Source organism: Melioribacter sp., assembly GCF_049325435.1.
Classification (GTDB): domain Bacteria; phylum Bacteroidota; class Ignavibacteria; order Ignavibacteriales; family Melioribacteraceae; genus Melioribacter; species Melioribacter roseus.
The window spans coordinates 356,661-380,494 of sequence record NZ_JBMOLD010000001.1; the positions used below are offsets into that span (position 1 = coordinate 356,661).

Sequence of the window (23,834 nt, forward strand, 5' to 3'; positions counted from 1 at the left end):
TTTTTTTTATTCCTCATAAGTTTGCATAAAACGGCGGATTGCATTGTACGCTTTATCGAGTACGTTTTCCGGCGGCAGGAATACAATTCTGAAATGACTGGTTCCTTCTACCTGACCGAAACCGCTGCCGGGTACGGTAACAACGCCTTCGGCTTTAATCAATTCTTTCGCCCATTTGTAATCGTCTTTAACAAATTTGAGTTTCGGAAACGCATAGAACGCGCCTTCCGGCGAGACGCACGAAATTCCTTCGATTGCATTTAACATTTCGACAGTCATGTCTCTACGTTTTTTCAGTTTTTCTTTTGCCTCCTGCAGATGCGACTGGTCGCCCAGCAAAGCCGGGGCGATTCCGTATTGTTCGGGATGATTTGCCGAGAGTCTTGCCCTGAGCAGTTTATTTATGGCTTCTATATAATCGTTCAACACAGTACGGTTGCCGCTTACGATTCCCCACCCGATACGAAAACCGGGCGCCATATAATTCTTCGACAATCCGCCGAAAGTAATAACAGGCGCTTCGGAATTCAAAGAGGCAATCGAGATGTGCTCTTTATCGTCGATTATTAATTTGTCGTAAATCTCGTCGGAAAAGATGACAAGATTATGTTTTATTGCCAGTTCGATTAATTCTTCCAGAATTTCTTTGCTATAAAGAGCGCCGGTAGGATTGTTCGGATTTATTATGATTATAGCCCGCGTCTTATCGTTTATTTTTCTTTTAATATCCTCTATATCCGGCTGCCAATTATTTTCTTCATTCAGATAATACGGATTTTCGTACATCTTCAGTTTGCTTTGAATAGCGGTATAAAGCGGATAGCCGGGTGTAGGGGTGAGGATATTTTCGCCTTCGTTGACGAGCGCGGTAAGACAAATATCGATTGCTTCGCTTGCGCCGGTTGTTATAAAAATATCCTGAACATTTTTAATCCCTTTTCTTTCGGCTTCCTTTTCGATTGCATCAACTGCGGATTTAATGCCGGATGAAGGCGCATACCCGTTGTAATTATTCAGCATGGCTTTATAAGTTTCTTCGATTAATATGCGGGGAGTCTGCCAATCGAACAAATTCGGGTCCCCAATGTTAAGATACAGCATTTCCTTTCCCGATTTGGCAGCTTCATTGGCAATAACGACAATATCTCGTACGGCGTATTTAATGTTGTCGGTTCGTTCCGCTGGCTTGATTATTATTTTAGACATAAATCACCGTTATTTTTCTGAATAATAAAGATAATTTTTTTTGTCGGCATCTCCAATTCACTCGGGCTTTAGAATAATACCGAAGTTTTTTTGACCGTTAATTTTAATGGTCAGAGGTTTTTCCAGTCGGATACGTTTCGTATAAATTTTTTCTTCTTCGACATCCAGCTTATCGAGCCAGTCCCAATCGATATAATTATCTTTGTCGATTTGATTGACCGAGAAGTAGCCGACTTTAAATGATGTCAGATTTTGAAAGAAGTGAGAGCCCTGCGAAGGTACGATATTGGTATTGCCATAATTCGATTCGATAATGGCGGCTGCGCCGTTTATTTGCTCCCACTTTACAGGTATGCCAAGCCACGGGTCGAGACTTCCCCATCTGCCAATGCCAATCAAAAGGTAAGGCGCTCGCATACCTATCAGTTTATTATTGAAATATTCAACTTCTTCAGCGATTATGCTCGTATATTTTGTTTCGAATTTTCGCCTGTTTACGTAAACAATATCTCTGATATCGTTCTTTATTCCGTTGCCCAACACCCTGTTCGATTTGCAAAGGAGCGATTCTTCGGAATAATCGGTTGCGTCCAATTCTTCCAGTTCGCTGTCGATAACCATCGGACGCATTTGAAGCAAAGCAAATTCAGCCGGTTTGCCCTGCGGTACGCTCAAATTAACGGCAAATTCGATTTCAACAGGCGAAGCAGTGCCCCAGCTGCTCATTTCCAGAAGTAGATTCAAAATATCTGTAAGGGGAAACAATTTGTATTTTAAAATCGGAGCCAGCGAAAAAACCTTCGGTCCCGCTCGTTCCGCTCCGTCATAAATTCGATTATTGTCTTTTGAATATGTCGAACACGTAAAATTAAGAGTTCCGTCTTCCAGAGCCGCTTGAAGCGTATATTTTTTTATCATTCTCTCTTCGTCGAGGGTTTCCACTTTAAACTCTGAATTCAGGTCCAAAGCGTAAAAATGATTTGGCGTGAAATTCAACATGTCGTCGATGGTTGAAAATTGCGTTAACCGGCTCGGATGCTTTGGGGAAAACCGCAGCGGCATTTCTCCGTCGACAATATATTTGCCGAGTCCGGGCGCAACAGCCGCAATACCGTCCGCGCTTTTTAAAGGCGATATCGGATAATAATTATACGACTTTGCAACGCCGGAAAACTCGGGATAAAATTTGCCGTTATGATCCGCGCCGACCAACATTTGTATAATAACCGCCATCTTTTCTTCTTCGAGACGGTATGAAGTCATTCTGATATAATCCTTCGACTTTTTCAGGTAGATGGACGCGTAAATTCTTTTGATTGTTTTGAGCAGTTTTTCGAGACGCAATTCGAGCGATTTCTCGTTATTCGGCAGCATGAAAGTATCGTAAACTCCCGCAAACGGCTGATCCTGTGAATCTTCAAGGAGACTGGAAGACCGGACTGCGATCGGGGTTTTGACAATCGTAAGGAAATCCTTCAGCGCTTCGACTACATCTTTCGGAAATTTCCTTGCATTGAGAAATTTCTTTTTAATATCGGCGTCGTTGTCAGAACGGAGCGCAAAGTCGAGAAGATTGTTATTGTTTACAAAATAATCGAAAATCTCCGTTCCAATAACAACGGCGGAAGGCACGAAAATTTTAACCCCTTTGAAATGGTAGCGCACTTCGAAATCGCTTAGCAATCTGTTTACGAATCCCAGCCCTCTCGCCTTTCCTCCCATCGAGCCGCCCCCGATTCGAGCAAAAGTAATAGTCGGGTCGAACGACTCTTTATTGAAATCCGAAATAATTCCAACCTGTCTCGATTTTCTGAATTCTCTCAACGAATTAATCAAACTTTGGCGAAGATCGTCCGGGGTAGCAAAATCGGTTACTTTCTGGGGTCTCAATCTGTGAGCCAGCCAAAACTCGGTTCTGGCTTTCAACCAATTCGAAAAATGATTCCGTGAGGCGTGATACAGAAGACTCTCGTCGGGAATCTTCTTCAACTGGCGTTCGAGCTCTAGTAAATTTTTCGCGCGACCGACTTCTTTACCTTCGGGAGTTTTGAAGACAAAATCGCCGAACCCGAAATTGTTCAGCATGAATTTTTTCAGGTCTTCGAGCAAAGTGGGAGAATTTTTTATCAAAAAATCCGCGCCTATTTCTCCGGCTTTAATTTCATTTTCTCCGATAGTAGATTGAAGCAGAATCGGAATATCCGAGTGGCGTTCTTTTACTTTTCGGGCAAATTCAATCCCCGCATTCGGATCGTGCCTGCCTTCTTTTTTGAAATCGACATCCGAAATAATACCGAGCACGTATTCTTCGTATTTTTCAAAATATTCCCATCCTTCTTCGAATGTAGTGCACAATAAAATTTTCGGACGCGCTCTCATTCTCAAATACTTATGGGACAGATTCAACCCTTCGGACATGAGATTTTGAGACTGTTTCAATATTTCAGTATAAATTATAGGAAGATATGAAGAGTAAAACCGGACATTGTCCTCAATTAAAATAATCGACTGCACGCCTACTTTTTTCGTGTCGTTCTCTACGTTGTTCCGGTCTTCGAGAAACTTAATAATTGCGAGCACAATTCGATAGTCGCCTTGCCAAATAAAGACTTTATCGAAGATGGAGAAATCTTTAGTGGCCAGAAGTTCGCTCATTTCACGGTTGTCGTATCCGAGGAGGACAACCGGAATATCCAATCCGGCTTCTTTTACCCGTCGGGCAAATGCAATCGGCGACATGTCTTCGATATGAAGAGTGGTAATTATTAAATCGAATTTTCTTTCGTCGAGCGCAGTCCTTATTGCTTCGGCTCCGCTCGATATATGCACGAGTTCGGGCGCATGACTAAGACTCAAGCCTTCATATTCGTGGCGGATATATTCGTATAGCCGGTTGTCTTCCTCGAGTATATAAAGGTCGTATAGACTCGATACCAGCAGTATATCCCGAATTCTGTAGCGCATCAGATTGTGGAAATCCTGGATTTTCGAGAAACTGCTTTTTTCTATTAAATCCTTATTGAATTTAATCACATCGCTCATAAATAAAGTCGGTTAAAGAAAAAAATCAATTCATACTATTCCCTGATCGATCATGGCGTCGGCAACTTTAATAAATCCGCCGATGTTTGCGCCGTTTACGTAATTGCCGGGCGTCCCGTACTTTTCCGCAACGTCAACGCAGGTTTTATGAATATTCTTCATGATTAATCGTAATCGATTGTCGACTTCTTCGCGAGTCCATGAATATCTCATACTATTTTGAGCCATTTCGAGTCCCGACGTAGCGACTCCGCCGGCGTTTGCGGCTTTTCCGGGACCGTAGAGAATCTTAGCGTCGAGAAACAAATCGATGGCTTCAGGCGTACACGGCATATTTGCGCCTTCGCTTATAAGATAAACGCCGTTCTTTAATAAATTCTGGGCGTCTTTGCCGTTAATTTCGTTTTGTGTGGCAGACGGGAATGCGCAGTCGGCTTTGTGATTCCACAACGGATTATAATCGAGACCAGGCTCAGCAGGAGTATAAACGGCATTTTTGAACTCTTCAGCGTATTCTTTGATTCTGCCTCTCCGGTTATTTTTCAAGTCCATTACGAAGTTAAGCTTTTCCCAGTCGATTCCTTCTTCGTCGTAGATATAACCGTTTGAATCCGAAAGCGTTAATACTTTACCGCCTAGTTCCAATATTTTTTCAACCGTATACTGCGCTACGTTGCCGCTGCCGGAGACAAGACATTTTTTGCCTTCGAGCGTTTCGCCGCGAGTTGCGAGCATTTCCGAAGCAAAATAGACCGATCCGTATCCGGTGGCTTCAGGCCTTATGAGCGAACCGCCCCAGTTCAATCCTTTGCCGGTTAATACTCCCGTAAATTCGTTTTTAAGTCGTTTATACTGGCCGAACAGATAACCGATTTCTCTGCCGCCTACGCCGATATCGCCTGCAGGCACGTCGGTGTTAGGGCCGATATGCCGGTAAAGTTCATTCATAAAACTCTGGCAGAATCGCATCACTTCCGCGTCGCTTTTGCCTTTCGGGTCGAAATCGGATCCTCCTTTACCGCCGCCCATCGGCAGCGATGTAAGACTGTTTTTAAATACCTGTTCGAACGCAAGAAATTTTAAGATTCCCAGATTTACCGAAGGATGGAAACGCAGACCTCCTTTATAAGGGCCAATTGCGCTGTTCATTTCGATTCTGAATCCGCGATTGATTTGGACTTCGTCCTGGTCGTCCACCCACGGCACTCTAAACATAATAACACGTTCCGGCTCGACCATTCTTTCCAAAATTTTTTCTTTTCGGTATTCGGGATGCCTTTCCATTACAAGGGATAATGAGATTGCTACTTCGTAGACCGCCTGATGAAATTCCGGCTCGTTCGGATTTTTGGTTTTAACCAAATTCATTAGATAATTGACAAATTCTGACATGGCTACCTCTCTATTGTTTTAGATTGGTTGAATGAAAAAAATTTTGTTTTTTTCGGTTGATACAAGGGGTAAGGCTTTGTACCGGTCGGATAAAAATGGTATTTGATTTTAAGGGGTTTTGCCCCTTTTTTTGCGTCATCTATCTTTTTTATTTAGATAACCTTTAGTAAAATTAAGGTTAGCGCAACAATTTAGCAAGTAGTAATTTTTTACGTTTCAGAACACGAGGGTCCATAAAAAGTAGTCGAGAATAAGAATCATTGCCGCGCTTAACACAAACGAGCGGATTGTAGCTTGTCCGACGCCTTCGGCGCCGCCTTCCGTACGGAATCCGATATGGCAGCCGAGCAGAGAAGTAACTCCGCCGAAAATCATTCCTTTGAAGAGTCCGAATGCAAAGTCTCCGAATAAAAAATATCTTCTTACCGATTCGAAAAAAACCGTAAAAGAGACTCCCAGAAAAAAGTTGGAAATAAAATAAGCTCCGAAGATGGCAATTATGTTTGCAAAAACTACGAGTACGGGCATCATCAGAACCGCCGCAAAGAAACGCGGAGCGGCAAGGAAGCGCACCGGGCTGATCCCCATAGTCTCGAGAGCGTCAATCTGTTCGGTTACTTTCATGGAACCGAGTTCGGCTGCAATCGAAGCTCCGATTCTGCCGGCTATAACAATTGCGGTTAAAACAGGTCCCAGTTCGGTAATGATTGCGCGGCTCGTAGTCGCCCCGAGAAAAGAAAGGGGAGCTATTCCTTTCAATTGATACGCAGCCTGCCATGCCGCTACGGCTCCGGTAAAAACAGCAATAATAAAAACGAGAGGAATTGAATTTACGCCGATATGTTCCATTTGATACAAAAAATTTTTCCTGCCTTTTATAAGCGAAGGAGCGTAACGGAAAATCTCGCCCGTCAGTCTGAATACTTGTCCGCTTTCCTGAAAAAAATTTATTGTTACCCTTCCGATATTTTCAAAAAATTTCATGACGCGAATAACCGGTTTATTGTTTTTATTATTTCTTCTTTTGAATTAAGATTAATAATATAATCGATAATATCGCTTTTACCTAATTTCTGCGCAATGCCCGAAAGCATTTCTAATTGGAGTTCGGGTTTGTCTTTCGGAGTTATCAACAGAATTATCAGACGGGCAGGTTTGCCGTCGAGCGAATCGAAATCGATTCCTTTTTTGTGTACTGCCAATCCTGCTATCGGATATTTAACGTCGCAACGAGCATGCGGCGCTGCAAGATGATTTTCCAATCCGGTCGAAATCGTCTCTTCCCTTTTCCAGACTTCATCAAATATTAAGTCTTTGTTCAATCCGTGAACTTCGGCTACTTTTGCCGAAAGTTTTCTAATCAGTTCCTTCTTATCTGAAATAGAGTCGTCCGCTATGAAGACGGCTTCTTTTTTAAGAATTCCGGCAAATGAAAACCTGGATCTGCTCTTTTTAATAAAGTAACTCATCAAAGGAGCGCTTGTAAGCGTTGTAGTAAGAGCCATAATAATCAACGCCACAAAGACACGTTCGTTAATCAAGCCCGCTTCGTAGGCTACGGTGCCGAGAACGAGTTCGATTGTGCCGTGCGAGTTCAAACCGAAACCTATCGTCCATGAGTCGTATTTATCGAAGCCGCCGAGTTTAGCTCCCAGTGTAGAACCGAATACTTTACCGACTACGGATAGCGCCAGAAGGATTAGAAGGAGCGCGGGGTCGAAGTTCTGTATGAAATTAATCCGCAGCCCTATCGATACAAAAAAGAGAGGGGCAAAAATATTTGTAACGAATTGATTGATAATTTCGCGCACGTCTTCCGTAAGATGCACCGAATCGCCGATTGCTATTCCGATTATGAACGCGCCGAAAATTGCATGGATTCCGATATATTCCGTAAACGCCGCTGCGCTGAAACCGATTATAAAAATTATGTTTAGAATGCCTCCCGGATTCGACATATATTTTTTTGCAAAATTGAGCATATAATCGAAAATTTTCCGCAGGAACAAAAGCGACACAAAAATAAACGCGAACAACATCAGCACGAGATTTTCCACGCTCATCCCGTGCCCCACATTAGTCCCCAGCATACCCAAAATAATAGAGAAGATAATCCACCCGACCAGGTCGTTAAACATTGCCGAAGTTATAATCGAAAAACCGATCTCGGATTTGAATATATTCAAGTCCATTAAAGTTCTTGCCACAACAGGCAATGCGGTTATCGAGAGCGCCGTCCCGATAAAGAGAGCATATATCAGTCTGTCTTCGTAATTGACAATATCGAATTTATGGGGAAACAAATATGCGAAAGTAAAACCGAGCGCAAACGGAAATGCCACTCCGAAAATGCTGATTAAAAGAGCTTTTTTGCTCTGTCTTATCAAAAGAGCTAAATCGATTTCGATACCGGAAACGAGCAGCAGCATTACGATTCCCAAAAGAGTTATTGCATGAAGAGCGATTGAAATCGATTCGGACTCGACAAACAGCTTATTAAAAGCTCCGGGGAAAATGTATCCGAAGATTGTAGGGCCGAGAACAATTCCGGCTATAATTTCGCCGATTACGATTGGCTGTTTTGCCAGCCTGAGCAATTCGCCGAATCCCCTTGCAAATAGAAGTATTATGCTCAGTCCCACCAGAAATAGCGTTATTTCAGAAGCGCTCATCGACATAGATTATTCAACGAATTATCAGCAGCGAACAAGGGAGTTGACTGAAAATGAATTCAAGGTCGTGCTTGAAAATACGATCGAAAAATTTCAGTTTATTGGGCGGCAAAGCTACCACCAGCAAATCGCTGCCCGATTCCCGAACATATTGTTGTAATTCCCACCCTTCCCTGCCGTATCGACAAACCAGTTTCGGTTTGATCTCCGTCAGGTTCAATTCTTCCGCAAATAATTTCAGTTTCATTTCTTCTTCTTTTTGCCATATTAATCTTTTCGATTCGGTATCTTCGGAATCGCCGCCGTCGGATACCGTTATTGCCAATCCGGGCACCTGAAATTCTCTGACTAAAATAAATTCCTCGGTATTTTCTAAAAGCGCCAATTTATACGCTTTTTTAACCGCTATTTCGTTAAGCGGAGTATAGTCGACATCCACGCAAATCTTATTGAATTTTATAATCTTATTTTCGGGATTAACCAGCACCAGTACGGAACAAGGCGCTTCTCTCATTAACGTTCTTGCCACCGAACCGGTATAATATTTCAGCAACGGTTCTTTTTCGAGCGCGCCGGCAATCAAGAGGTCAGTTTTTTCTTTTATACAGACGTCGATGATTGTATCAGCCGGCTCGCCCTGCTGCCAAACCAATGAATAGCCGTCTTTTTCGAGTCCGGCTTCGATAATCATTTCATCCATTTTTACTTCTTTTTCGGAATTATTTTCGCCCACATGAATTATCACAAGCCCGGCATTTAATAGAGCGGCAAGTTTACGAGCGTTTTTCAAAAGCGAAAGCCCGTTAGGCGAAAATGTAACCGCCAGCCCGATTTTATTAAACATTGCGCCCCTGCTTTTTATTTCAAATGCAAGTTAATTAAATCCCTTTATATTGCCAATTAGTATTTATTTCGATTATTTTGTAACATAAATAACAAAAAATTAAATATAAAGCGGTAAGAGCCATGAAAGAGATCAAAATAATCGACAGCGAAAAGAAAAAAGAAGTTAAATTGCCTGAGAATTTGGTGTTCGGGAAAACGTTTACCGAACACATTTTCGAGATGGATTTCGACAGAAACAAAGGCGGATGGCAAACTCCCACAATTAAAAGATACGAAAATCTCAACATCGATCCTGCGGCGATGGTATTCCATTACGGGCAGGCAATTTTCGAAGGAATGAAAGCTTACAAACAGGTTGACGGAAAAATAGCACTTTTCAGACCCGAAAAAAATATCGAGAGACTTAACCGTTCGGCAAGGAGATTATGCATTCCCGAAGTCGAGCCGGAACTGGCGCTGAAAGCAATCAAAGAACTCGTTAAAATCGACGCAGAATGGATACCCGAGAAACCGGGGCATTCCCTCTACATTCGTCCGTTTATATTTGCAACCGAGCCGTGTTTCGGAGTAAGAGCGGCAGACTCTTATAAGTTTATAATTATTTTGAGCCCCGTTGGACCATATTATCCGCAGGGTTTCAAACCCGTTCCGATAATGGCGACAGACAAATATGTACGCGCCGTCCGCAAAGGTACAGGCGAAGCTAAGGCAGCCGGAAATTATGCCGCGGGTTTAATCGCCCAGGAAGAAGCCAAAAAAGAAGGTTACTCTCAAATTTTATGGCTCGACGCAATAGAACAAAAATATATCGAAGAAGTCGGGGCAATGAATATCTTCATCCGTTTCAAAGACGAGGTTGCCACGCCGGCGCTTTCCGGTTCGATACTCCCCGGCATTACGAGAATGTCGGTTATCGAACTCTTAAAAGACTGGGGATATAATATCAACGAACGTTTGATTGCCATTGACGAGTTATTTAACGCCGCCGATAAAGGCGAACTTCTTGAAATTTTCGGCAGCGGTACCGCGGCTGTAATTTCATCGGTAAGCAAATTGAAATATCACGATAGAGAAATTAAATTCAGCGAAACGGAACCCGGCGAATTGGCATTAAAATTATACGACGAACTCACCGGAATTCAGTACGGTAAGATTGAAGACCGATTCGGTTGGATAACAATTGTAGAATAAAATTAAAGGAGCGGGATTTCAACCAAGAAGGTGGAACCCGCTCCATACTCACTTTCAACTGATATTTTTCCGCCCAACAGTTCAGTATATTTTTTACTTATGGCAAGTCCAAGACCTGTTCCCTGGAAATCTCTGCTGGAACCTTCGCTTACCTGTCGAAACTCTTCCCATATCAGATCAATCTTTTCACGAGGTATTCCGATTCCCGTATCGCTGACAGAAAGCGCGAGAAAATTCATTTGCTTTTTAGTCCTGGTTTCTGCTTTAATTTCTATTCCCCCTTTCGACGTAAATTTGATTGCGTTGCTGATTAAATTAGAAATAATTTCCGATATCAATTTTTCATCCGAGAGAATTTTGTCGGGTAAATTATTAAAATCCTTTTTCAGGTAAAGATTTTTCGACTTAATAGCCGCGCAATATTCGTTACAGATATCTTCGAGAAGTCGTCTTATGTTCACTTCCGTATACTTAACCTCGATCTTTTCGGATTCGATTTTCGTAATGTCTAGGATTTTTGAAAGCGTGTCTACCATCCTCTGCGAAGTCCTGTAAATACCTTCAGCCATTTCTCTTAATTCATCATCGTCTATTAATTCGCGCAGCAGTTCTGCATATCCCATTATACCGACAAAGGGAGTTCTTAATTCGTGGCTCATATTTGCAAAGAAAATCGATTTCACGCGGTTCATTTCTTCGGCTTTTTCTTTGGCTTCTATCAATTCCCGAATCATTTTTTTCTTTTCGGTAATATCTTCTTTAATTGCGACATAATTGGTTATATTGCCCGCTCTGTTGATTACAGGAAATATAACCGCATCCTCCCAATAGAGAGTTCCGTCTTTTTTCTTGTTCAGAAATTCCCCGCTCCACTGTTTCCCGGATTTGATTGTATCCCATAAATTTTGATAAAACTCAGCGGCGTGCCGACCCGATTTAAGTAAATTTGTTTTCCTCCCAATCGCCTCTTCGATACCGTAACCCGTAACTTTCGTAAAAACCGGATTCGCATATTCAATAATGCCGTTAGTATCCGTTACAACGACCGTAACCGGACTTTGTTCAATTGCTCGTCTCAGTAAATTGGCTTTCTCTTCAATTTTTCTTTTTTCGGTTATATCATGAAGAATCAGCTCCCAGATTATTTTGTTGTCCTGTTGAATCGAATTACAAAAAGCTTCGACTTCTTTAAAAGGTTTTCCGTTTTTCAATATTTCAAATTCACAGACATCCAGATTCGAAAATTTAATGCGTCCCGAAGCGTTATCAATGTATTTCGAGATACCTCCGAATATTTCCGCCGCTTTCGTACCGATCAATTTATCGGGTGATACATTGAGAAATTTCTCCGCAGATTTGTTAATATCCGTAATTTCGCCAGTCTCGGAATCGATTAAAATTTTCACGGCAGAGTGGTTATAAAAAATATCCCTGTATTTTTCTTCGAGCTTTTTGCGTTCTTCGAATTCTTCTTTTAGTTGATTTGTTCTTTCTTCAACCTTCTTCTCGAGCGAGCGGTTTAATTTAATTAATTCATTCTGCAGCGATTCGTTTATACTGAGCGTATTGAATCTGTTGATTGCGTTATAGATCGAATAAGGAAGCTGCAAAAGGTAATTTTCTCTTTTGACGATATAATCGAACGCTCCGAGATGAATAGCCGCCATTGCCACTTCTTCGTCGCCGTACCCCGTAAGAATGATCACCGGGATTTTAATGCCGCGTAATTTTATCTCTCTGAGAAAATCGAGAGCGTTCATACGTTGCATCCTCAGGTCGATAAGCACAATGTCGTAATCATTGGGTTGCGACAGAATTTCAAGTCCTTTTTCCGTAGAATCGACCGCGTCTATCGCAAGATTCGGAGCTATCTCATTGAATTTTTCCCTCGTTAAATCGATGTCGGTGTGAGTTCGTTCGATATAGAGTATTTTTTTCGAAAGAGAGCTTAAGCGCGAAGGACGCGAAACGCCGCTTTTGAATTCTTCGATTGTCTTTTTCAAAAGAGGGGGCAATAAATCGATATAACTGCTCGCTTTGGATATGTATGTGGCGGCGCCTTCTCTCAGCGATTCGACAACCAATTCATCGTTTCCCTTACTTGTAAAGATAATAACGGGAGTCTCCTTTTTAACATTTCCAAGCTTTTTTAAAATTTCGATACCGTTCATATCCGGAAGTTTATTATCGAGAAGAATTAAGTCGAATTCATTTTTAGAAATATATACCATACCCTCTGAAGCCGTAGAAGCTATAGTTACTTCGAATGCATCTTTTTCTTCGAGGCAATTTTTAACAAGATCCTGATCAAAGAAATTATCTTCAATGTATAGTATCTTATAGCGCCCGCTCATACTAATACTATAATGCCCTTCAACCGACTTAAACTTCTCGACAATAAAATAACTAATAATTAATTATAATAAAAGCTATTTATTATCTTCTTCCTTTTCTTTGCCGCCCTGAGGAGATTCAAGAATTTTCATTACTTTATGCTTCAGATAACCGAGTTCCGCTGCATATCTGATTTCCATCAGAAAATTTTCGCGTTTCAGGATATAATCGACGGCGCCGCCCTTTAATGCGGAAAGCGCCTCGTCTTCGTTGCCTTTTTCGGCATAGACAATCACGGGCAAATCAAAACCTTCGCTTTTAATTTTTTCGATAAACTGCGTAATTTTCATGTCCGTGACGTTCAGGCTAAACAAAACCAGATCGATATTCTTTTTGACTTCGAGAATTTTCAATGCGCTCAAGCAGCTTTTAGCCGTCTGAACAATGTATTTCTTTTTGTAGTTTTTGTAGTAGTCGGTTATAAGATCGATTTGCCGGTAGTCGCTTTCGACCACTAAAATATTAAGCGGGTATTTTATGATAAAGATTTTTTTTGATTCCGCTTCCGATTCGAATTCCGAGACGTTTTTTTTGATAAGGTCGGGCAAGTTTTCCAAATAATCCCCTGTTTTTTGAATATAGGCAGAGGCTCCGATTCTGAGAGCCTCGGCAACGAGTTCGTCGTTGCCTCTACCGGTAAGCAAAATAATCGGGATTTTAATCGAAAGCCTGGCTAATTCTTTCAATATGGTTATGCCGTCGAAATCGGGTAATTTGTTATCCAGCAGAACCAGGTCGAAGGATTCGGAACCGAGCAATTGAATAAACTGCTCGCCGCTTGTGGCAATTTTAAGTTCGAACTCTTCTTTACGCTCTTCAAAGAAATTCCGGGTAAGGTCGATATCCTGTAAATTATCTTCCACATAGAGCAGTCGATATTTTTTATCCATTTCACCCTCTATATATTATACGGAGATTTATTTTTGGTCAGCCAGAATTGTCTGAGTAAAGCGGCGGATTCCACGAACTCGTCAAAATCCGCAGGTTTCATCAAATATGCGTTCGCGCCGGCTTTGTATGCGTTTTCAATATCGGATTTATTGCCGGATGTCGAACAAATAATCACGGGAATGTTTTCCCAGACTTCGTCTCGTCTAATTATTTTCAACAATTCGACGCCGTCGATTTTGGTAAGATGAAGGTCGAGAATAACAAGCGCCGGAAAGGAAAGACTCTCTTTATCCCTCAGTTTATTAATTGTCTGCAACGCTTCCTCGCCGTCCCTACAAACGAGCACCGGATTGTTGATACCCGCCTCTTCAAAAGCTTGAATAGAGATATCAATATCCATCGGATTATCTTCAATTAACAGAATCGGCTTAAGCAGCGTTGTTTTCATAAAAATTCCTCAGAGCGGGAGAGACACATAGAACCTGGCTCCCTTTCCCGGTTCGGATTCAGCCCAAACTCTGCCGTCGTGTTTTTCTACAATTTTTTTTACTATTGCCAGTCCGGCTCCCGTGCCTTCGAATTCGTCGTATCGCACGAGTCTTTGGAAAAGTTCGAACATACGGTCGTGATATTTCATATCGAATCCCACGCCGTTGTCTTTGATACAGAAAATCAAGTTGTTTTTTTCGGTATAAACTCTTATGTCGATTTCCGGCGGATTAGACTTCGCGGAAAATTTGATTGCATTATCGATTAAATTCGAGAACACGTGAACCATACCGCTTTCCCAGCACTCGTATTCAATCTCCGGGCATACAAAATTTAACTTAACGGATTTTTCCTCGATGATTGGTCTGCGTTGATTCAATATGTTTTCTATCAGTTTTCTAATATCCACAGGCGCTTTATTTATAGTTTCGGTTTCAACCCGCGAATAGCTGAGCAGGTCTTCAATCAAGTCTTCCATTTGTTTGGAAGCCTGTATAATTTGTTCAACGCAGAATTTGCCCCGCTCGCTCAATGGTTCTGCGTGTTTTCTTGTAATTTCGCGCGCATACCCCGAAATGCCTCTCAGAGGAGCTTTCAGGTCGTGCGAAATCGTGTAATTGAACGCTTTGAGTTCCACATTTTTTTTGTTTACCAATTCGAGAGCGTTATTTAGCTCTTTGTTCAACTTGTCGAGCAGATTCTTTTTTTCTTCGAGTTCTTTATAACTTTTATTGAGTTCTTCGAGAATATTTACTAGTTCCTGATTTTGCGCTTCGAGTTCGGCTACGATTGTCACTTTCTCGCTTTCGGAAGTATCGAGTAAGGCTTCTTTCAGATTTTCGAGTTGTTCTCTGTTTAACTCGAATCCCCGTTCAATGATTTTCGACATAGTAATCGTAACGCCTGCGCCCGGCTCGGAATCGATTACAAAACTGTCCATCAGCGATTTGGAGCCTTTCAGACCGATTCCCATTCCGGTCTTCGACTTGAATTTTCCGTTCAAAATACGGTCGACGTCTTCAATGCCGGGTCCTTCGTCTTTAGCGACTATCTTGAGATATTTTTGCAAGCCGTCTGTAAACAAGGAAAATGTAATATATCCTTTATCGGCATATTCGTAGATATTACGCGTAATTTCGGAAACGGCGGTAATTACTTTAACCTGGTCGGTCTGTTTAATCCCAATAGCCTCGCAAATTTTACGCGTTGCGTCTCTTATTTCCACAAGGTCTTCTTCGTTGTCGACCAACAGAGTAATAATTTTATCTTCTTTAATTTCCATGTTTGCCCGCGGGAAGTTTAAAAATGAATTTAGTTCCTTTACCCGGACTGCTAATACACTCAATCGCGCCGTTGTTTTTTCGAATTAATTCATGCACCAATAAAAGCCCGAATCCCGTACCGGTTTCGCCTTCGGTGCCTTTTTTGGAATGGAATTTTTCAATTTTGAAAAGATTATCCACCTCTTCCTGATTCATTCCTATGCCGGAATCCGAGACAGTAATTACGACGTTTTCTCCCTCTTTTTCCGAAACCAACTCTATTATGCCGCCTTTGTCTGTGTACTTTATGGCGTTTGAAACGAGGTTCCGAATTATCGTATAAACCATATCTGGGTCGGCATAAGCGCTTGTTGATTCATCGGAGACGATATTAAAAGAAATATTTTTTTCTCTTAAAGATAGGTCGAACAGCTCGGCGACGTTTTCGAATAACTCCCGGACGTTAATATTCCCAGGCTTGAACGCTATGAGTCCGCTCTTGGCGTTAGCCCATTCAAGCAGGTTTATCAAAAGACCGTATAAATTTTTTGAAGCTTTTTGAAGGTCGAGCAAATATTGCAATTTTTCTTCGTCTGAAATTTCGTTAAAATCGGCAATAAGAATATCGAGAAATCCGAGAATCGTATTAAACGGACTTCTGATATCGTGCGCCAGGAGAGTGAAAAATTTATCTTTTCTTTCGTTGAGTTCTTCGAGTTCTTTTGTTTTTTCATTAACTCTGTTCTCAAGGTTGCGGTTCAACATTTCGAGTTCTTCGTTATACTTTCTGGTCATCAATACGTTTTGATAACGATGAACCGCGTTCTCTATTGCATACGGCAGTAGGCTGTACATTCTGTCGTTTTTTGTCAGGTAATCAAAAGCTCCCTGCTTTATCGCTTCGATAGCCGAATTTTCGTCGCCTTGCCCCGTAATAACAATAAACGGCAAGTCGACGCCCTTATCAGAGAATAACTTCATAACTTCGATTGCGTTTGTATTCTGCAATTTAAGGTCGCATAAAATCAAATCGCAGACCTCGCCGCCCGATATTTTGTCCAATGCTTCGTTTTCATCATAAACATGGAGAAGTATAATATGGCGGGCGTGGTCTTCGAAATAATTGATGAGCAGGTCGGCGTCCCTCGGATCGTCCTCGATATAAATTACTTTTAAGGGTCTGCTGTTATTTTTTTTGAGAGCGCCTATTCCCGGTTTTACTTTTAGAATTTTCGAAACGCTCTCATATACTTTCTCAATATAATTCCCGCGTTTGACAATAAATTCATCCGCGCCGGCTTTGAGAACCTGCACGATAAAATCCTGACTGCCGAAACCCGTCAGAAAAATAATGGGAATGTTGTTGTTTTCGGCTCTCAGCTTCAGCAGAATATCGAACCCTGAAATATCCGGCAATTTATAATCGAGCAAGAGCAGATCGTAAGTATTTTTATTAAGTTCATTAAGAACGTCGGCTCCGCTGTTTATGACGGTAAGCGTTATACTTCCCGATTCCGTCAAATATTTTTTCATTAGGTCGATATCGTACGGGTTGTCTTCCGCATAGAGTATGTTTATTTTATTTTCCATAAAAGCGGCAATTTATTGGTTATTATGTTATCACAAAAATCGAAGCGTCGTCGTTCGGTTTTGCAAAAAACTGAAAGATGAACTGAGCTATTATAGCCGGGTGTTTAGCCATTAACTCATTGTAATAACTCAAATTCCATTTTTCTCTTATTCCGTCTGACGTCATAATTATTATATTATTCGGCGACCAGTCGTATTCTTCCGTTTTAATTTTAATTTTATTGCTTCCGAGATAACCGTTTGTGCTGATCGGATTAATCTTATTTACGGCGTTTAATACACGGGCGCTTATATTACCCACGCCTGCATGTATCATTTTGCGTTTTTGTTTATCTATTTTAATTATAGAAGCCACAGCGCCGAACGTATGATTCAATTCTTTGTCTATATCCTGTAAAATATCATCGAGATTTTTTTCGTAATTTTTAATTAAATAATTAATTGCCCGATAAGAAGCCGTATATGCAATTTCGCCGTGTCCAATTCCGTCAATTAAAGCGGCTGTCAACTTCTTCCCTTCGATATTAAGAAAGAGCGCGTCGCCGTTATAGTCTTCGCCTTGCAAAGCCCTGGAGAGAAACGCAAACTTGTAATGCTTTTCAGAATCTTTTAAGTACTTTCTGGAAAAAATAATCGTAATATTTTTGTTTATAAGACTGTCCTTGAAAAAAGAATAAATATCGAATTCGTCGGACATCCTTTTTACGGCGCCGAGTCCGATACCGAGACTCGTTTTGGTGGTATATCCGTCCTGTAAAACCCTGTTGATATCTTCGATGCCGGGACCGTGGTCTACGCTGTATATATCGAGCGCTTTCAAATTAGCGCTTACAAACGGTACAATAATGATTTTCCCTGCGCCGGCGTATTTATGAATGTTCGACGCAAGTTCGGAAACTATAATAGCAATTTCCTCGAGTTTGGGATTTCCAAAGCCAAATTGTTTTGCTATCGATTTTGCTTCCTCTCTGGCAAAACTTATTTGATGTTCGCCGTCGACAATAAACTCATAGAATGTATGCAAGATTTATCCTTTTAACCATTTTATAACTGTTACTTTGGCGCCTTTTCCGGGCGCCGATTCAATATAAAACTCATCCATAAGGCGTTTCGAACCCGGCAGACCTTTTCCCATTCCGCCGCTCGTAGTGTAACCGTCTTTCATAGCCAGCTCTATATTATCGATACCGGGGCCTTCGTCAATAAAAATCATCTTGATTCCGATACGGCTACCGTTAATATTATAAATTTCAACACGACCTTTTTTGGCATAAAGCAGAATATTTCTCGTAAGTTCGCTGGCAACGGTTGTAATTCGCGTTTGGTCAACCAGCCCGAAACCGATTTCCCTGGCAAGCGAATGGACAATCTGCCTTACATTAAGCAGCGACTCCTGGTCGGTAATTTCTATCTTTTGCATTCTCAGTTTTCATCCCGCTCATCATCGCTCTTCGGGTCGGACGAGAAAAAATCGGCGTTATTTTCTTCAGATAGATTGTCGTTGATGATTTCGAGAGCGCTTTCCAGATCGAGAGCGGTTTTTACTCCTTTCAGTTCCATTCCCAATTCAACCAGAGTAATGGCTACGGCGGGCGAAATTCCTACCAGAATAACTTCCGCATCCATCAACGACGCCATCTCGGCTGTGTTTGTCAGCATGCGACCTATAAACGAATCGACAATTTCAAGCGCCGTAATGTCGATGATTACCGCCTTCGATTTATTCTTTTCAATTGAAGCAAGAATCTCTTCCTGAAGCTCGCTTGCAAGTCGGTCGTGCAACTCGGTTTGAATACTAACCAACAGAGTGGAGCCTAATTTTAATATGGGAATTTTTGCCATTTTTATTGCATCTCGACTTTATTGTCAGATGATTTGCGAATAAGATTGAGCGCGTATCTTATACCGTCCGACATCAAAGCTCTTGTATGAATGCCGCCGAATTCCACTCCCATTTGCACCATGGTTTGAGCAATTGCAGCGCTAATACCAGTGATAACGCAATCGGCGCCCAATAATTTAATTGCCTGAACAGTTTTCATAATATGCTGGGCAACTCTTGTGTCGACAGTAGGCACGCCCGTAATGTCAATTATGGCGACTTTCGATTTCGTCGCAACAATCTTTTCCAAAAGTTTTTCCATTACGATTTGAGTCCTCGCGCTGTCGAGCGTGCCAATTAGAGGAACCGCCACAATTGATTCCCAAATTTGTATGATCGGAGTAGCCATGTCGAGAATCTGGCGAGCTTGTTTATTGATTACATCTTCACGGGACTTAGTATAGAGTTCGTAAGCTTCAGCCGCCAGTTTATTAACCAGGGCGGAAACAATTTTGACCGCGCTGGCAAGTTTATCTTTCTCTATATCTTTTTGTTCGAATAAATAATCGGTAAGAATATCTTTCAAAGAGAGTATAAAATAGACAGTTTCGTTCGCATTGAAACCTTGTCTTGAGCGTTCTGAGTTAAACTGTTTCAAAAAATCGACAACATCCGCAGAAAGCTCGATATAAAACTGGCGTTTTTCAATTTCGGGACTGTATTTAGCTATAATCCTTAGAAATTTCAGTACCTGGTCCCGAAATTCGTCTTCGGACAACAAGTCGAAAGTTCTCTCGTTAGGAATATTCTTGAAATGTTTCTCGGCAATATCTGTTATTTTTTCGATATCGGTCGTAAGTACGTTATTGATATAAGCGCTTGTATTTTTGTTTGTAGCCATGGACACCTCATAAAGTTTTATTCTAAACTAATTAATATTCTTTTAAAAATACACATTTTTTTAACTCATCATATATCTTGATTATTATCGACTGCAAATGGGATAATTTAACAACCTTCCTCAAAAAAAATAAAAAATAAACTTAAATAATCAGAAAGTACTCCGATAATAAGATTGGGATTAACCTGAATTTACATTTACAAAATGTAAGGGGGAGCCATGCTCAAAAAATTTTACGATCTTAAAATACTCACAAAAATCATCATTCTTTTTACTGCGATAGTAATAATGACAGGCGTCAATGCATTCCTTGCATATCAAAATCTGAACGAAGAAGAAGCGGTAGTAAATCATCTGGGGAAAAACATTCTCCCTTCCATCCAGTCGCTAATCACGCTCTATCAAGCCGAGACTTCCGTACTGAGCGCCGAGCGCGGAGTTCTGAACAGGGATTTGAAAGATCCCGTTGTGCGTGAATCAATCTATAATTCAATCAATGCCGCATTCGAAAGAGCGGATAACGCCTGGAATATTTATGACGCTGTTCCCAAATCGGAAGATGATGCAAAAATCTGGAATCAGTTTAAAGAAGACTGGCAAAAATGGAAATCGACTCATCGGCAGGTAATCGATAACCAGAAGAAAATCGACCGGTTGTTAACCGAAGATAACGAGGAGAATCAGGCTTTAATCGAAGAGCTGGTTGTGCAGAATAATTTACTTTCGGCGGAAGCGCTCAAAAAATTCGACACGGCTAAAATGCATCTGAAAAAACTCGTCGAACTTTACGACAAGGAAGCGGAAAATTTCAACAACACTACTTTGGCTCAAATAGAAGAGGCAAAATCGTTAACGATTTTAATAATTATTATTACAGTCATTGTAATGTTCTCTTTTATTCCCGTCATCACAAAATTAATAGTCAAACCGATTAATAAACTGGCAAACAAAGCTTCCGAAATTCTGAAAGGTAATTTTAACGTCGAATTCGAAAATACCGACAGAAAAGACGAAGTAGGCAATCTGAGCCGTTCTTTCGAAGAAATGATCAAAAAAATTAAAGACGAAATAGCGCACTCCAGAAGTTTCCAGAACGGAGTCGCCAGCGCATTTTTTACGATCAATACGGATATGACCATTACGTATATAAATCAAGCCGCTCTCGATATAATCGGTTCTACAAAAAAACCCGAGGAAATTGTAAACAAGATGAAAGTAAAAGAGGTATTCGGAGCCGATTCGATCAGCCGCCGCGCGCTCGAAGGAATCTTTCTCAAAGGAGATAAAGCCGCTATTAAAAACAATAAAGGCGAAGACATTCCGATACTTGCTCAATCCGGACCGATAAAAAACTCAAAGGGCGAGACGGACGGAGCGTTTGTATTCTTTACCGACATGCGGGAAATCGAAGAGAAAAACGAAGCATACTTAAAAGAACAAATTGCCCCGATAGCCGAAGTAATACGCGAAATTGCCGACGGCAAACTCACACGCAAACTCGATATCGATCGAAACAGCGTGCTCTACGACCTCGGCCATGACATCAATCGCATGATAGACGAATTAAAAGAAATTCTGATAAAAGTACGCGAAGTGGTTAACGCCACCGCCAGCGCCGCAATACAAATTTCTTCGTCAACCGAAGAGATGGCGGCGGGCGCGCAGGAACAAAATCAACAGGTAAGCGAAATTACATATTCGATTGAAAAGATGACAAAATCGATTATCGACATGTCGAATAGCATCTCCGAAGTCGCAGAGATGTCTAAACAATCGAGCTCCGCTGCGGAATTAGGAACAAATAAAACGTCGGACACAAAAAAAGGTATGGATAAAATCGTCGAATCGTCTGAGAGCGCAGCCAATATAATCGCCTCGCTTGCAAACAAAACCGATCAGATCGGAGAGATTACCAGCGTTATTGATGAAATTGCCGACCAAACCAATTTGCTTGCGCTCAACGCAGCAATCGAAGCGGCGCGCGCCGGCGAGCAGGGACGAGGTTTTGCAGTAGTTGCCGACGAAGTTCGTAAACTTGCCGAAAGAACTACAAAAGCTACAAAAGAAATTGCCGACACAATTAAATCGATTCAGGCGGAAGTGCGGGAAGCCGATAAATCGATGGCTAACGCAAAGCTTTCCGTCGAAGACGGCATGAAACTTACCGAAGAGATCGATAATGTGCTGAAAGAAATCTATAAATCAGCCAAAAGCGTTTCGGAGGTTATCAACAACATCGTAAGCGCAAGCCAGGAACAATCGATTTCCGCAGAAGAAATCAGTAAAAGTATCGAAAATATAACCACGGTTACTCAGCAATCGGCGACAAGCACTTCTCAAATTGCTCATTCCACAAATAACCTTACACAGTTGACTGAAAGCCTGCAGGAATTAATCGAAAGATTCCAGCTCGATACTAACGACGGATATAAAATTCAACGGAAAGAAAAATTGGCTTTGCCGGAAATGAACTGATTCATACATCCCCCCTTGAGCCCGGTTTGATGCAAAAGATTGTGTCTGCCGGGCTTTTTTTTAAATAAAAAATAATTTTCCTCTTGACACCTGCACATCCGTTCACTATATTAGAGGTGCACAAACGAGCACTACTATGAAAAAAGAAAATATAACAAACCGTCAAAAAGAAATTCTCGATTTCATACAGGATTATGTCGATTTCAACGGATATCCGCCCACATACAGAGAGATCGGCAAGCATTTCAATATTGCCAGCACATTCGGGGTCAAACGGCATATCGATGCATTAATTAAAAAAGGGTATCTGAGCAACGAGAGCGGCGCTAGCCGTACGCTATCGCTTATCGTCGATAACGCACGTGAAAAATCCAATTCCATTATCGACATCCCGATTGTCGGTCGTGTGGCGGCAGGCGCTCCGATTCTTGCCGAGGAAAATATCGAGGGCAATTTGTCCCTAGACAAGAATCTGGTAGGCAACCGGACGGAATGTTTCGGGCTGAAAGTAAGAGGCGACAGTATGATTAACGCCGGCATCCTGGAAGGCGATCTGGTTATAATTCAGCCGCAAAGGGAAGCTCAAAACGGCGATATCATTGTCGCCTTGCTGCACGACGAAGCAACGATGAAACGTTTCCACGTCGAGAACAATAAAATCTACCTGATACCGGAAAACGACAATTACGAGCCGATCGTTGTCGACAACCCCGAAGAATTTACAATAATAGGAAAGGTAGTCGGAGTATTCCGCAGCTACCATTAAAAAGGAGAACGAAACATGAAAACCATATTGTTTTCTACCGCTATTTATAACAGAAACAGAATTTCTTTTCTGTACGGACTTACTCCTTTTACCGTCGAGCCGTATTATATTACCCGCAACCGCCTCGGTAAAAAAGTTCTCTACGGAAGAATCAACGGCGCTAATGAAATCCGAAGTTTTGAATACGAAAAGATTTCGAACATAAAAATTTTGGGGATGCAAAAATTTTCGCCTGTAATTCCGATAATACCTCTTTGCAATTAAAATGAAAAAACGAAATCTGCATAAGGAACGGGTCGAACTTCTTATCGATCAGATAAGAAACAGCGGATATATGATGATAAGCCGTAAATACGGCAAGTATCTGCCTCCGCCCTCCCCCATTGATAATCTAGAAGTCGACGCCGTAGCCCGCTTTAAAAAGAGAATTGCAATCGGCATTACTTTGAGCGGAGAAGAACTCGAGAGCGCCGCGCTCGAATCAAAAATTGCAACGCTTTTTAGAGGAAGAAGGTCGAATTCCCAGATGACGCTTTTTATCGGCGTACCTGCAGAATATATATCAAGAGCAAAAATCGTTATTTCTCGCTTGCCCGAGGAGTTAAGGAAAAGGATAAGAGTCGTTCCGTTATCTGATTAATTTTTTTTATTTTCCTTCCATTCATAAATATTTTAATTGCATCTTATGAAAAAGAAGAACTCTACGCCCGGCAAAAAAGCGCCCTTTTATTTTTGGATTATTATGCTGTCGGTTCCTATCGTATTTTTCCTTTTGCTCGAATATACCCTTCGATTACTCGATTACGGGTACTCAACCGAAATGTGGAGCGAAGTTGAAGGAGAATATTATACCTTAAATCCCGAAGTAGGCAGAAGATATTTCAGCAGCATCAAC

At 41.5% G+C, this 23,834-nt stretch carries 21 protein-coding genes; 6 read left to right on the forward strand and 15 right to left on the reverse strand.

Features of this window, described 5'->3' with window-relative positions:
- Positions 1-6 precede the first annotated feature (6 nt).
- The 6 genes from ACOYVE_RS01475 to ACOYVE_RS01500 all read right to left on the reverse strand — a co-directional run bounded on the left by ACOYVE_RS01475 (position 7) and on the right by ACOYVE_RS01500 (position 9,156).
- A complete protein-coding gene (locus ACOYVE_RS01475) occupies positions 7-1,206 on the reverse strand; it encodes an aminotransferase class I/II-fold pyridoxal phosphate-dependent enzyme (RefSeq protein WP_014856691.1) in 1,200 nt (399 codons plus the stop codon).
- 57 nt (positions 1,207-1,263) lie between these two features.
- Positions 1,264-4,248 carry a PEP/pyruvate-binding domain-containing protein gene (locus tag ACOYVE_RS01480; protein ID WP_422880596.1) on the reverse strand — a complete coding sequence of 995 codons (2,985 nt, stop codon included), beginning with the start codon at positions 4,246-4,248 and terminating at the stop codon, positions 1,264-1,266.
- A 30-nt stretch (positions 4,249-4,278) separates the two neighbouring features.
- Positions 4,279-5,640: an NADP-specific glutamate dehydrogenase gene (gene gdhA, locus ACOYVE_RS01485; protein ID WP_422880597.1), complete on the reverse strand. Its 1,362-nt coding sequence runs from the start codon at positions 5,638-5,640 to the stop codon at positions 4,279-4,281.
- 216 nt (positions 5,641-5,856) lie between these two features.
- Positions 5,857-6,624: an MlaE family ABC transporter permease gene (locus ACOYVE_RS01490; protein ID WP_422880598.1), complete on the reverse strand. Its 768-nt coding sequence runs from the start codon at positions 6,622-6,624 to the stop codon at positions 5,857-5,859.
- Entirely contained in the window at positions 6,621-8,318 is a 1,698-nt protein-coding gene (locus ACOYVE_RS01495) for a cation:proton antiporter (RefSeq protein ID WP_422880599.1), read from the reverse strand. Before ACOYVE_RS01495 ends, ACOYVE_RS01490 begins: the two co-directional genes overlap by 4 nt.
- 7 nt (positions 8,319-8,325) lie before the next feature.
- Entirely contained in the window at positions 8,326-9,156 is an 831-nt protein-coding gene (locus ACOYVE_RS01500; RefSeq protein ID WP_422880600.1) for a universal stress protein, read from the reverse strand.
- 122 nt (positions 9,157-9,278) lie between these two features.
- On the opposite strand from ACOYVE_RS01500, the gene ACOYVE_RS01505 reads away from it, so the two are divergent.
- Positions 9,279-10,349: a branched-chain amino acid aminotransferase gene (locus tag ACOYVE_RS01505; RefSeq protein ID WP_422880601.1), complete on the forward strand. Its 1,071-nt coding sequence runs from the start codon at positions 9,279-9,281 to the stop codon at positions 10,347-10,349.
- Between the two features lie 2 nt (positions 10,350-10,351).
- Here the strand turns inward: ACOYVE_RS01505 and ACOYVE_RS01510 are convergent, their stop codons facing one another.
- The 9 genes from ACOYVE_RS01510 to ACOYVE_RS01550 all read right to left on the reverse strand — a co-directional run bounded on the left by ACOYVE_RS01510 (position 10,352) and on the right by ACOYVE_RS01550 (position 19,698).
- Positions 10,352-12,703, reverse strand: a complete 2,352-nt coding sequence (locus ACOYVE_RS01510) for a response regulator (protein ID WP_422880602.1) — start codon at positions 12,701-12,703, stop codon at positions 10,352-10,354.
- A gap of 75 nt (positions 12,704-12,778) precedes the next feature.
- Positions 12,779-13,633: a response regulator gene (locus tag ACOYVE_RS01515; RefSeq protein ID WP_422880603.1), complete on the reverse strand. Its 855-nt coding sequence runs from the start codon at positions 13,631-13,633 to the stop codon at positions 12,779-12,781.
- Positions 13,634-13,641: 8 nt separating this feature from the next.
- Entirely contained in the window at positions 13,642-14,082 is a 441-nt protein-coding gene (locus ACOYVE_RS01520) for a response regulator (RefSeq protein ID WP_422880604.1), read from the reverse strand.
- 9 nt (positions 14,083-14,091) lie between these two features.
- Entirely contained in the window at positions 14,092-15,405 is a 1,314-nt protein-coding gene (locus ACOYVE_RS01525; RefSeq protein WP_422880605.1) for an ATP-binding protein, read from the reverse strand.
- Positions 15,395-16,975, reverse strand: a complete 1,581-nt coding sequence (locus ACOYVE_RS01530; RefSeq protein ID WP_422880606.1) for a response regulator — start codon at positions 16,973-16,975, stop codon at positions 15,395-15,397. The genes ACOYVE_RS01525 and ACOYVE_RS01530 overlap by 11 nt, the downstream gene beginning before the upstream one ends.
- Before the next feature lie 22 nt (positions 16,976-16,997).
- Positions 16,998-17,999 carry an ATP-binding SpoIIE family protein phosphatase gene (locus tag ACOYVE_RS01535; RefSeq protein ID WP_422880607.1) on the reverse strand — a complete coding sequence of 334 codons (1,002 nt, stop codon included), beginning with the start codon at positions 17,997-17,999 and terminating at the stop codon, positions 16,998-17,000.
- Positions 18,000-18,002: 3 nt separating this feature from the next.
- Positions 18,003-18,395 (reverse strand): anti-sigma regulatory factor, encoded by a 393-nt coding sequence (locus ACOYVE_RS01540; RefSeq protein WP_422880608.1) that lies wholly within the window; start codon positions 18,393-18,395, stop codon positions 18,003-18,005.
- 2 nt (positions 18,396-18,397) lie between these two features.
- Positions 18,398-18,817, reverse strand: a complete 420-nt coding sequence (locus tag ACOYVE_RS01545) for an STAS domain-containing protein (RefSeq protein WP_422880609.1) — start codon at positions 18,815-18,817, stop codon at positions 18,398-18,400.
- A 2-nt stretch (positions 18,818-18,819) separates the two neighbouring features.
- On the reverse strand, positions 18,820-19,698 hold the full coding sequence (locus ACOYVE_RS01550) for an STAS domain-containing protein (RefSeq protein WP_422880610.1): 879 nt from the start codon (positions 19,696-19,698) through the stop codon (positions 18,820-18,822).
- A 219-nt stretch (positions 19,699-19,917) separates the two neighbouring features.
- Here ACOYVE_RS01550 and ACOYVE_RS01555 point away from each other — a divergent pair, with 219 nt between their 5' ends.
- The 5 genes from ACOYVE_RS01555 to ACOYVE_RS01575 form a co-directional block, all read left to right on the forward strand.
- Complete coding sequence (locus tag ACOYVE_RS01555; RefSeq protein WP_422880611.1) at positions 19,918-22,173, forward strand: methyl-accepting chemotaxis protein; 2,256 nt, start codon at positions 19,918-19,920, stop codon at positions 22,171-22,173.
- Between the two features lie 136 nt (positions 22,174-22,309).
- The gene (gene lexA / locus ACOYVE_RS01560; protein ID WP_422880612.1) at positions 22,310-22,939 is read left to right on the forward strand and encodes a transcriptional repressor LexA; all 630 of its coding nucleotides are present in this window, start codon (positions 22,310-22,312) and stop codon (positions 22,937-22,939) included.
- 15 nt (positions 22,940-22,954) lie between these two features.
- On the forward strand, positions 22,955-23,203 hold the full coding sequence (locus tag ACOYVE_RS01565; protein WP_422880613.1) for a hypothetical protein: 249 nt from the start codon (positions 22,955-22,957) through the stop codon (positions 23,201-23,203).
- 1 nt (position 23,204) lies between these two features.
- Entirely contained in the window at positions 23,205-23,579 is a 375-nt protein-coding gene (locus tag ACOYVE_RS01570) for a hypothetical protein (RefSeq protein ID WP_014856671.1), read from the forward strand.
- A gap of 45 nt (positions 23,580-23,624) precedes the next feature.
- On the forward strand, positions 23,625-23,834 hold a 210-nt coding region (locus ACOYVE_RS01575), incomplete at its 3' end, for a hypothetical protein (RefSeq protein ID WP_422880614.1).

Excerpts from the sequence above, each read along its gene's own strand:
- ACOYVE_RS01500 (WP_422880600.1), bottom strand. The coding sequence starts at position 9,156 with ATGTTTAATAAAATCGGGCTGGCGGTTACATTTTCGCCTAACGGGCTT.
- ACOYVE_RS01555 (WP_422880611.1), top strand. The coding sequence starts at position 19,918 with ATGCTCAAAAAATTTTACGATCTTAAAATACTCACAAAAATCATCATT.
- ACOYVE_RS01475 (WP_014856691.1), bottom strand. The coding sequence starts at position 1,206 with ATGTCTAAAATAATAATCAAGCCAGCGGAACGAACCGACAACATTAAA.
- ACOYVE_RS01510 (WP_422880602.1), bottom strand. The coding sequence starts at position 12,703 with ATGAGCGGGCGCTATAAGATACTATACATTGAAGATAATTTCTTTGAT.
- ACOYVE_RS01525 (WP_422880605.1), bottom strand. The coding sequence starts at position 15,405 with ATGGAAATTAAAGAAGATAAAATTATTACTCTGTTGGTCGACAACGAA.
- ACOYVE_RS01550 (WP_422880610.1), bottom strand. The coding sequence starts at position 19,698 with ATGGCTACAAACAAAAATACAAGCGCTTATATCAATAACGTACTTACG.
- ACOYVE_RS01490 (WP_422880598.1), bottom strand. The coding sequence starts at position 6,624 with ATGAAATTTTTTGAAAATATCGGAAGGGTAACAATAAATTTTTTTCAG.
- ACOYVE_RS01565 (WP_422880613.1), top strand. The coding sequence starts at position 22,955 with ATGAAAACCATATTGTTTTCTACCGCTATTTATAACAGAAACAGAATT.
- ACOYVE_RS01540 (WP_422880608.1), bottom strand. The coding sequence starts at position 18,395 with ATGCAAAAGATAGAAATTACCGACCAGGAGTCGCTGCTTAATGTAAGG.
- lexA (WP_422880612.1), top strand. The coding sequence starts at position 22,310 with ATGAAAAAAGAAAATATAACAAACCGTCAAAAAGAAATTCTCGATTTC.
- ACOYVE_RS01505 (WP_422880601.1), top strand. The coding sequence starts at position 9,279 with ATGAAAGAGATCAAAATAATCGACAGCGAAAAGAAAAAAGAAGTTAAA.
- ACOYVE_RS01520 (WP_422880604.1), bottom strand. The coding sequence starts at position 14,082 with ATGAAAACAACGCTGCTTAAGCCGATTCTGTTAATTGAAGATAATCCG.
- ACOYVE_RS01495 (WP_422880599.1), bottom strand. The coding sequence starts at position 8,318 with ATGTCGATGAGCGCTTCTGAAATAACGCTATTTCTGGTGGGACTGAGC.
- ACOYVE_RS01545 (WP_422880609.1), bottom strand. The coding sequence starts at position 18,817 with ATGGCAAAAATTCCCATATTAAAATTAGGCTCCACTCTGTTGGTTAGT.
- ACOYVE_RS01480 (WP_422880596.1), bottom strand. The coding sequence starts at position 4,248 with ATGAGCGATGTGATTAAATTCAATAAGGATTTAATAGAAAAAAGCAGT.
- ACOYVE_RS01530 (WP_422880606.1), bottom strand. The coding sequence starts at position 16,975 with ATGGAAAATAAAATAAACATACTCTATGCGGAAGACAACCCGTACGAT.
- ACOYVE_RS01515 (WP_422880603.1), bottom strand. The coding sequence starts at position 13,633 with ATGGATAAAAAATATCGACTGCTCTATGTGGAAGATAATTTACAGGAT.
- gdhA (WP_422880597.1), bottom strand. The coding sequence starts at position 5,640 with ATGTCAGAATTTGTCAATTATCTAATGAATTTGGTTAAAACCAAAAAT.
- ACOYVE_RS01570 (WP_014856671.1), top strand. The coding sequence starts at position 23,205 with ATGAAAAAACGAAATCTGCATAAGGAACGGGTCGAACTTCTTATCGAT.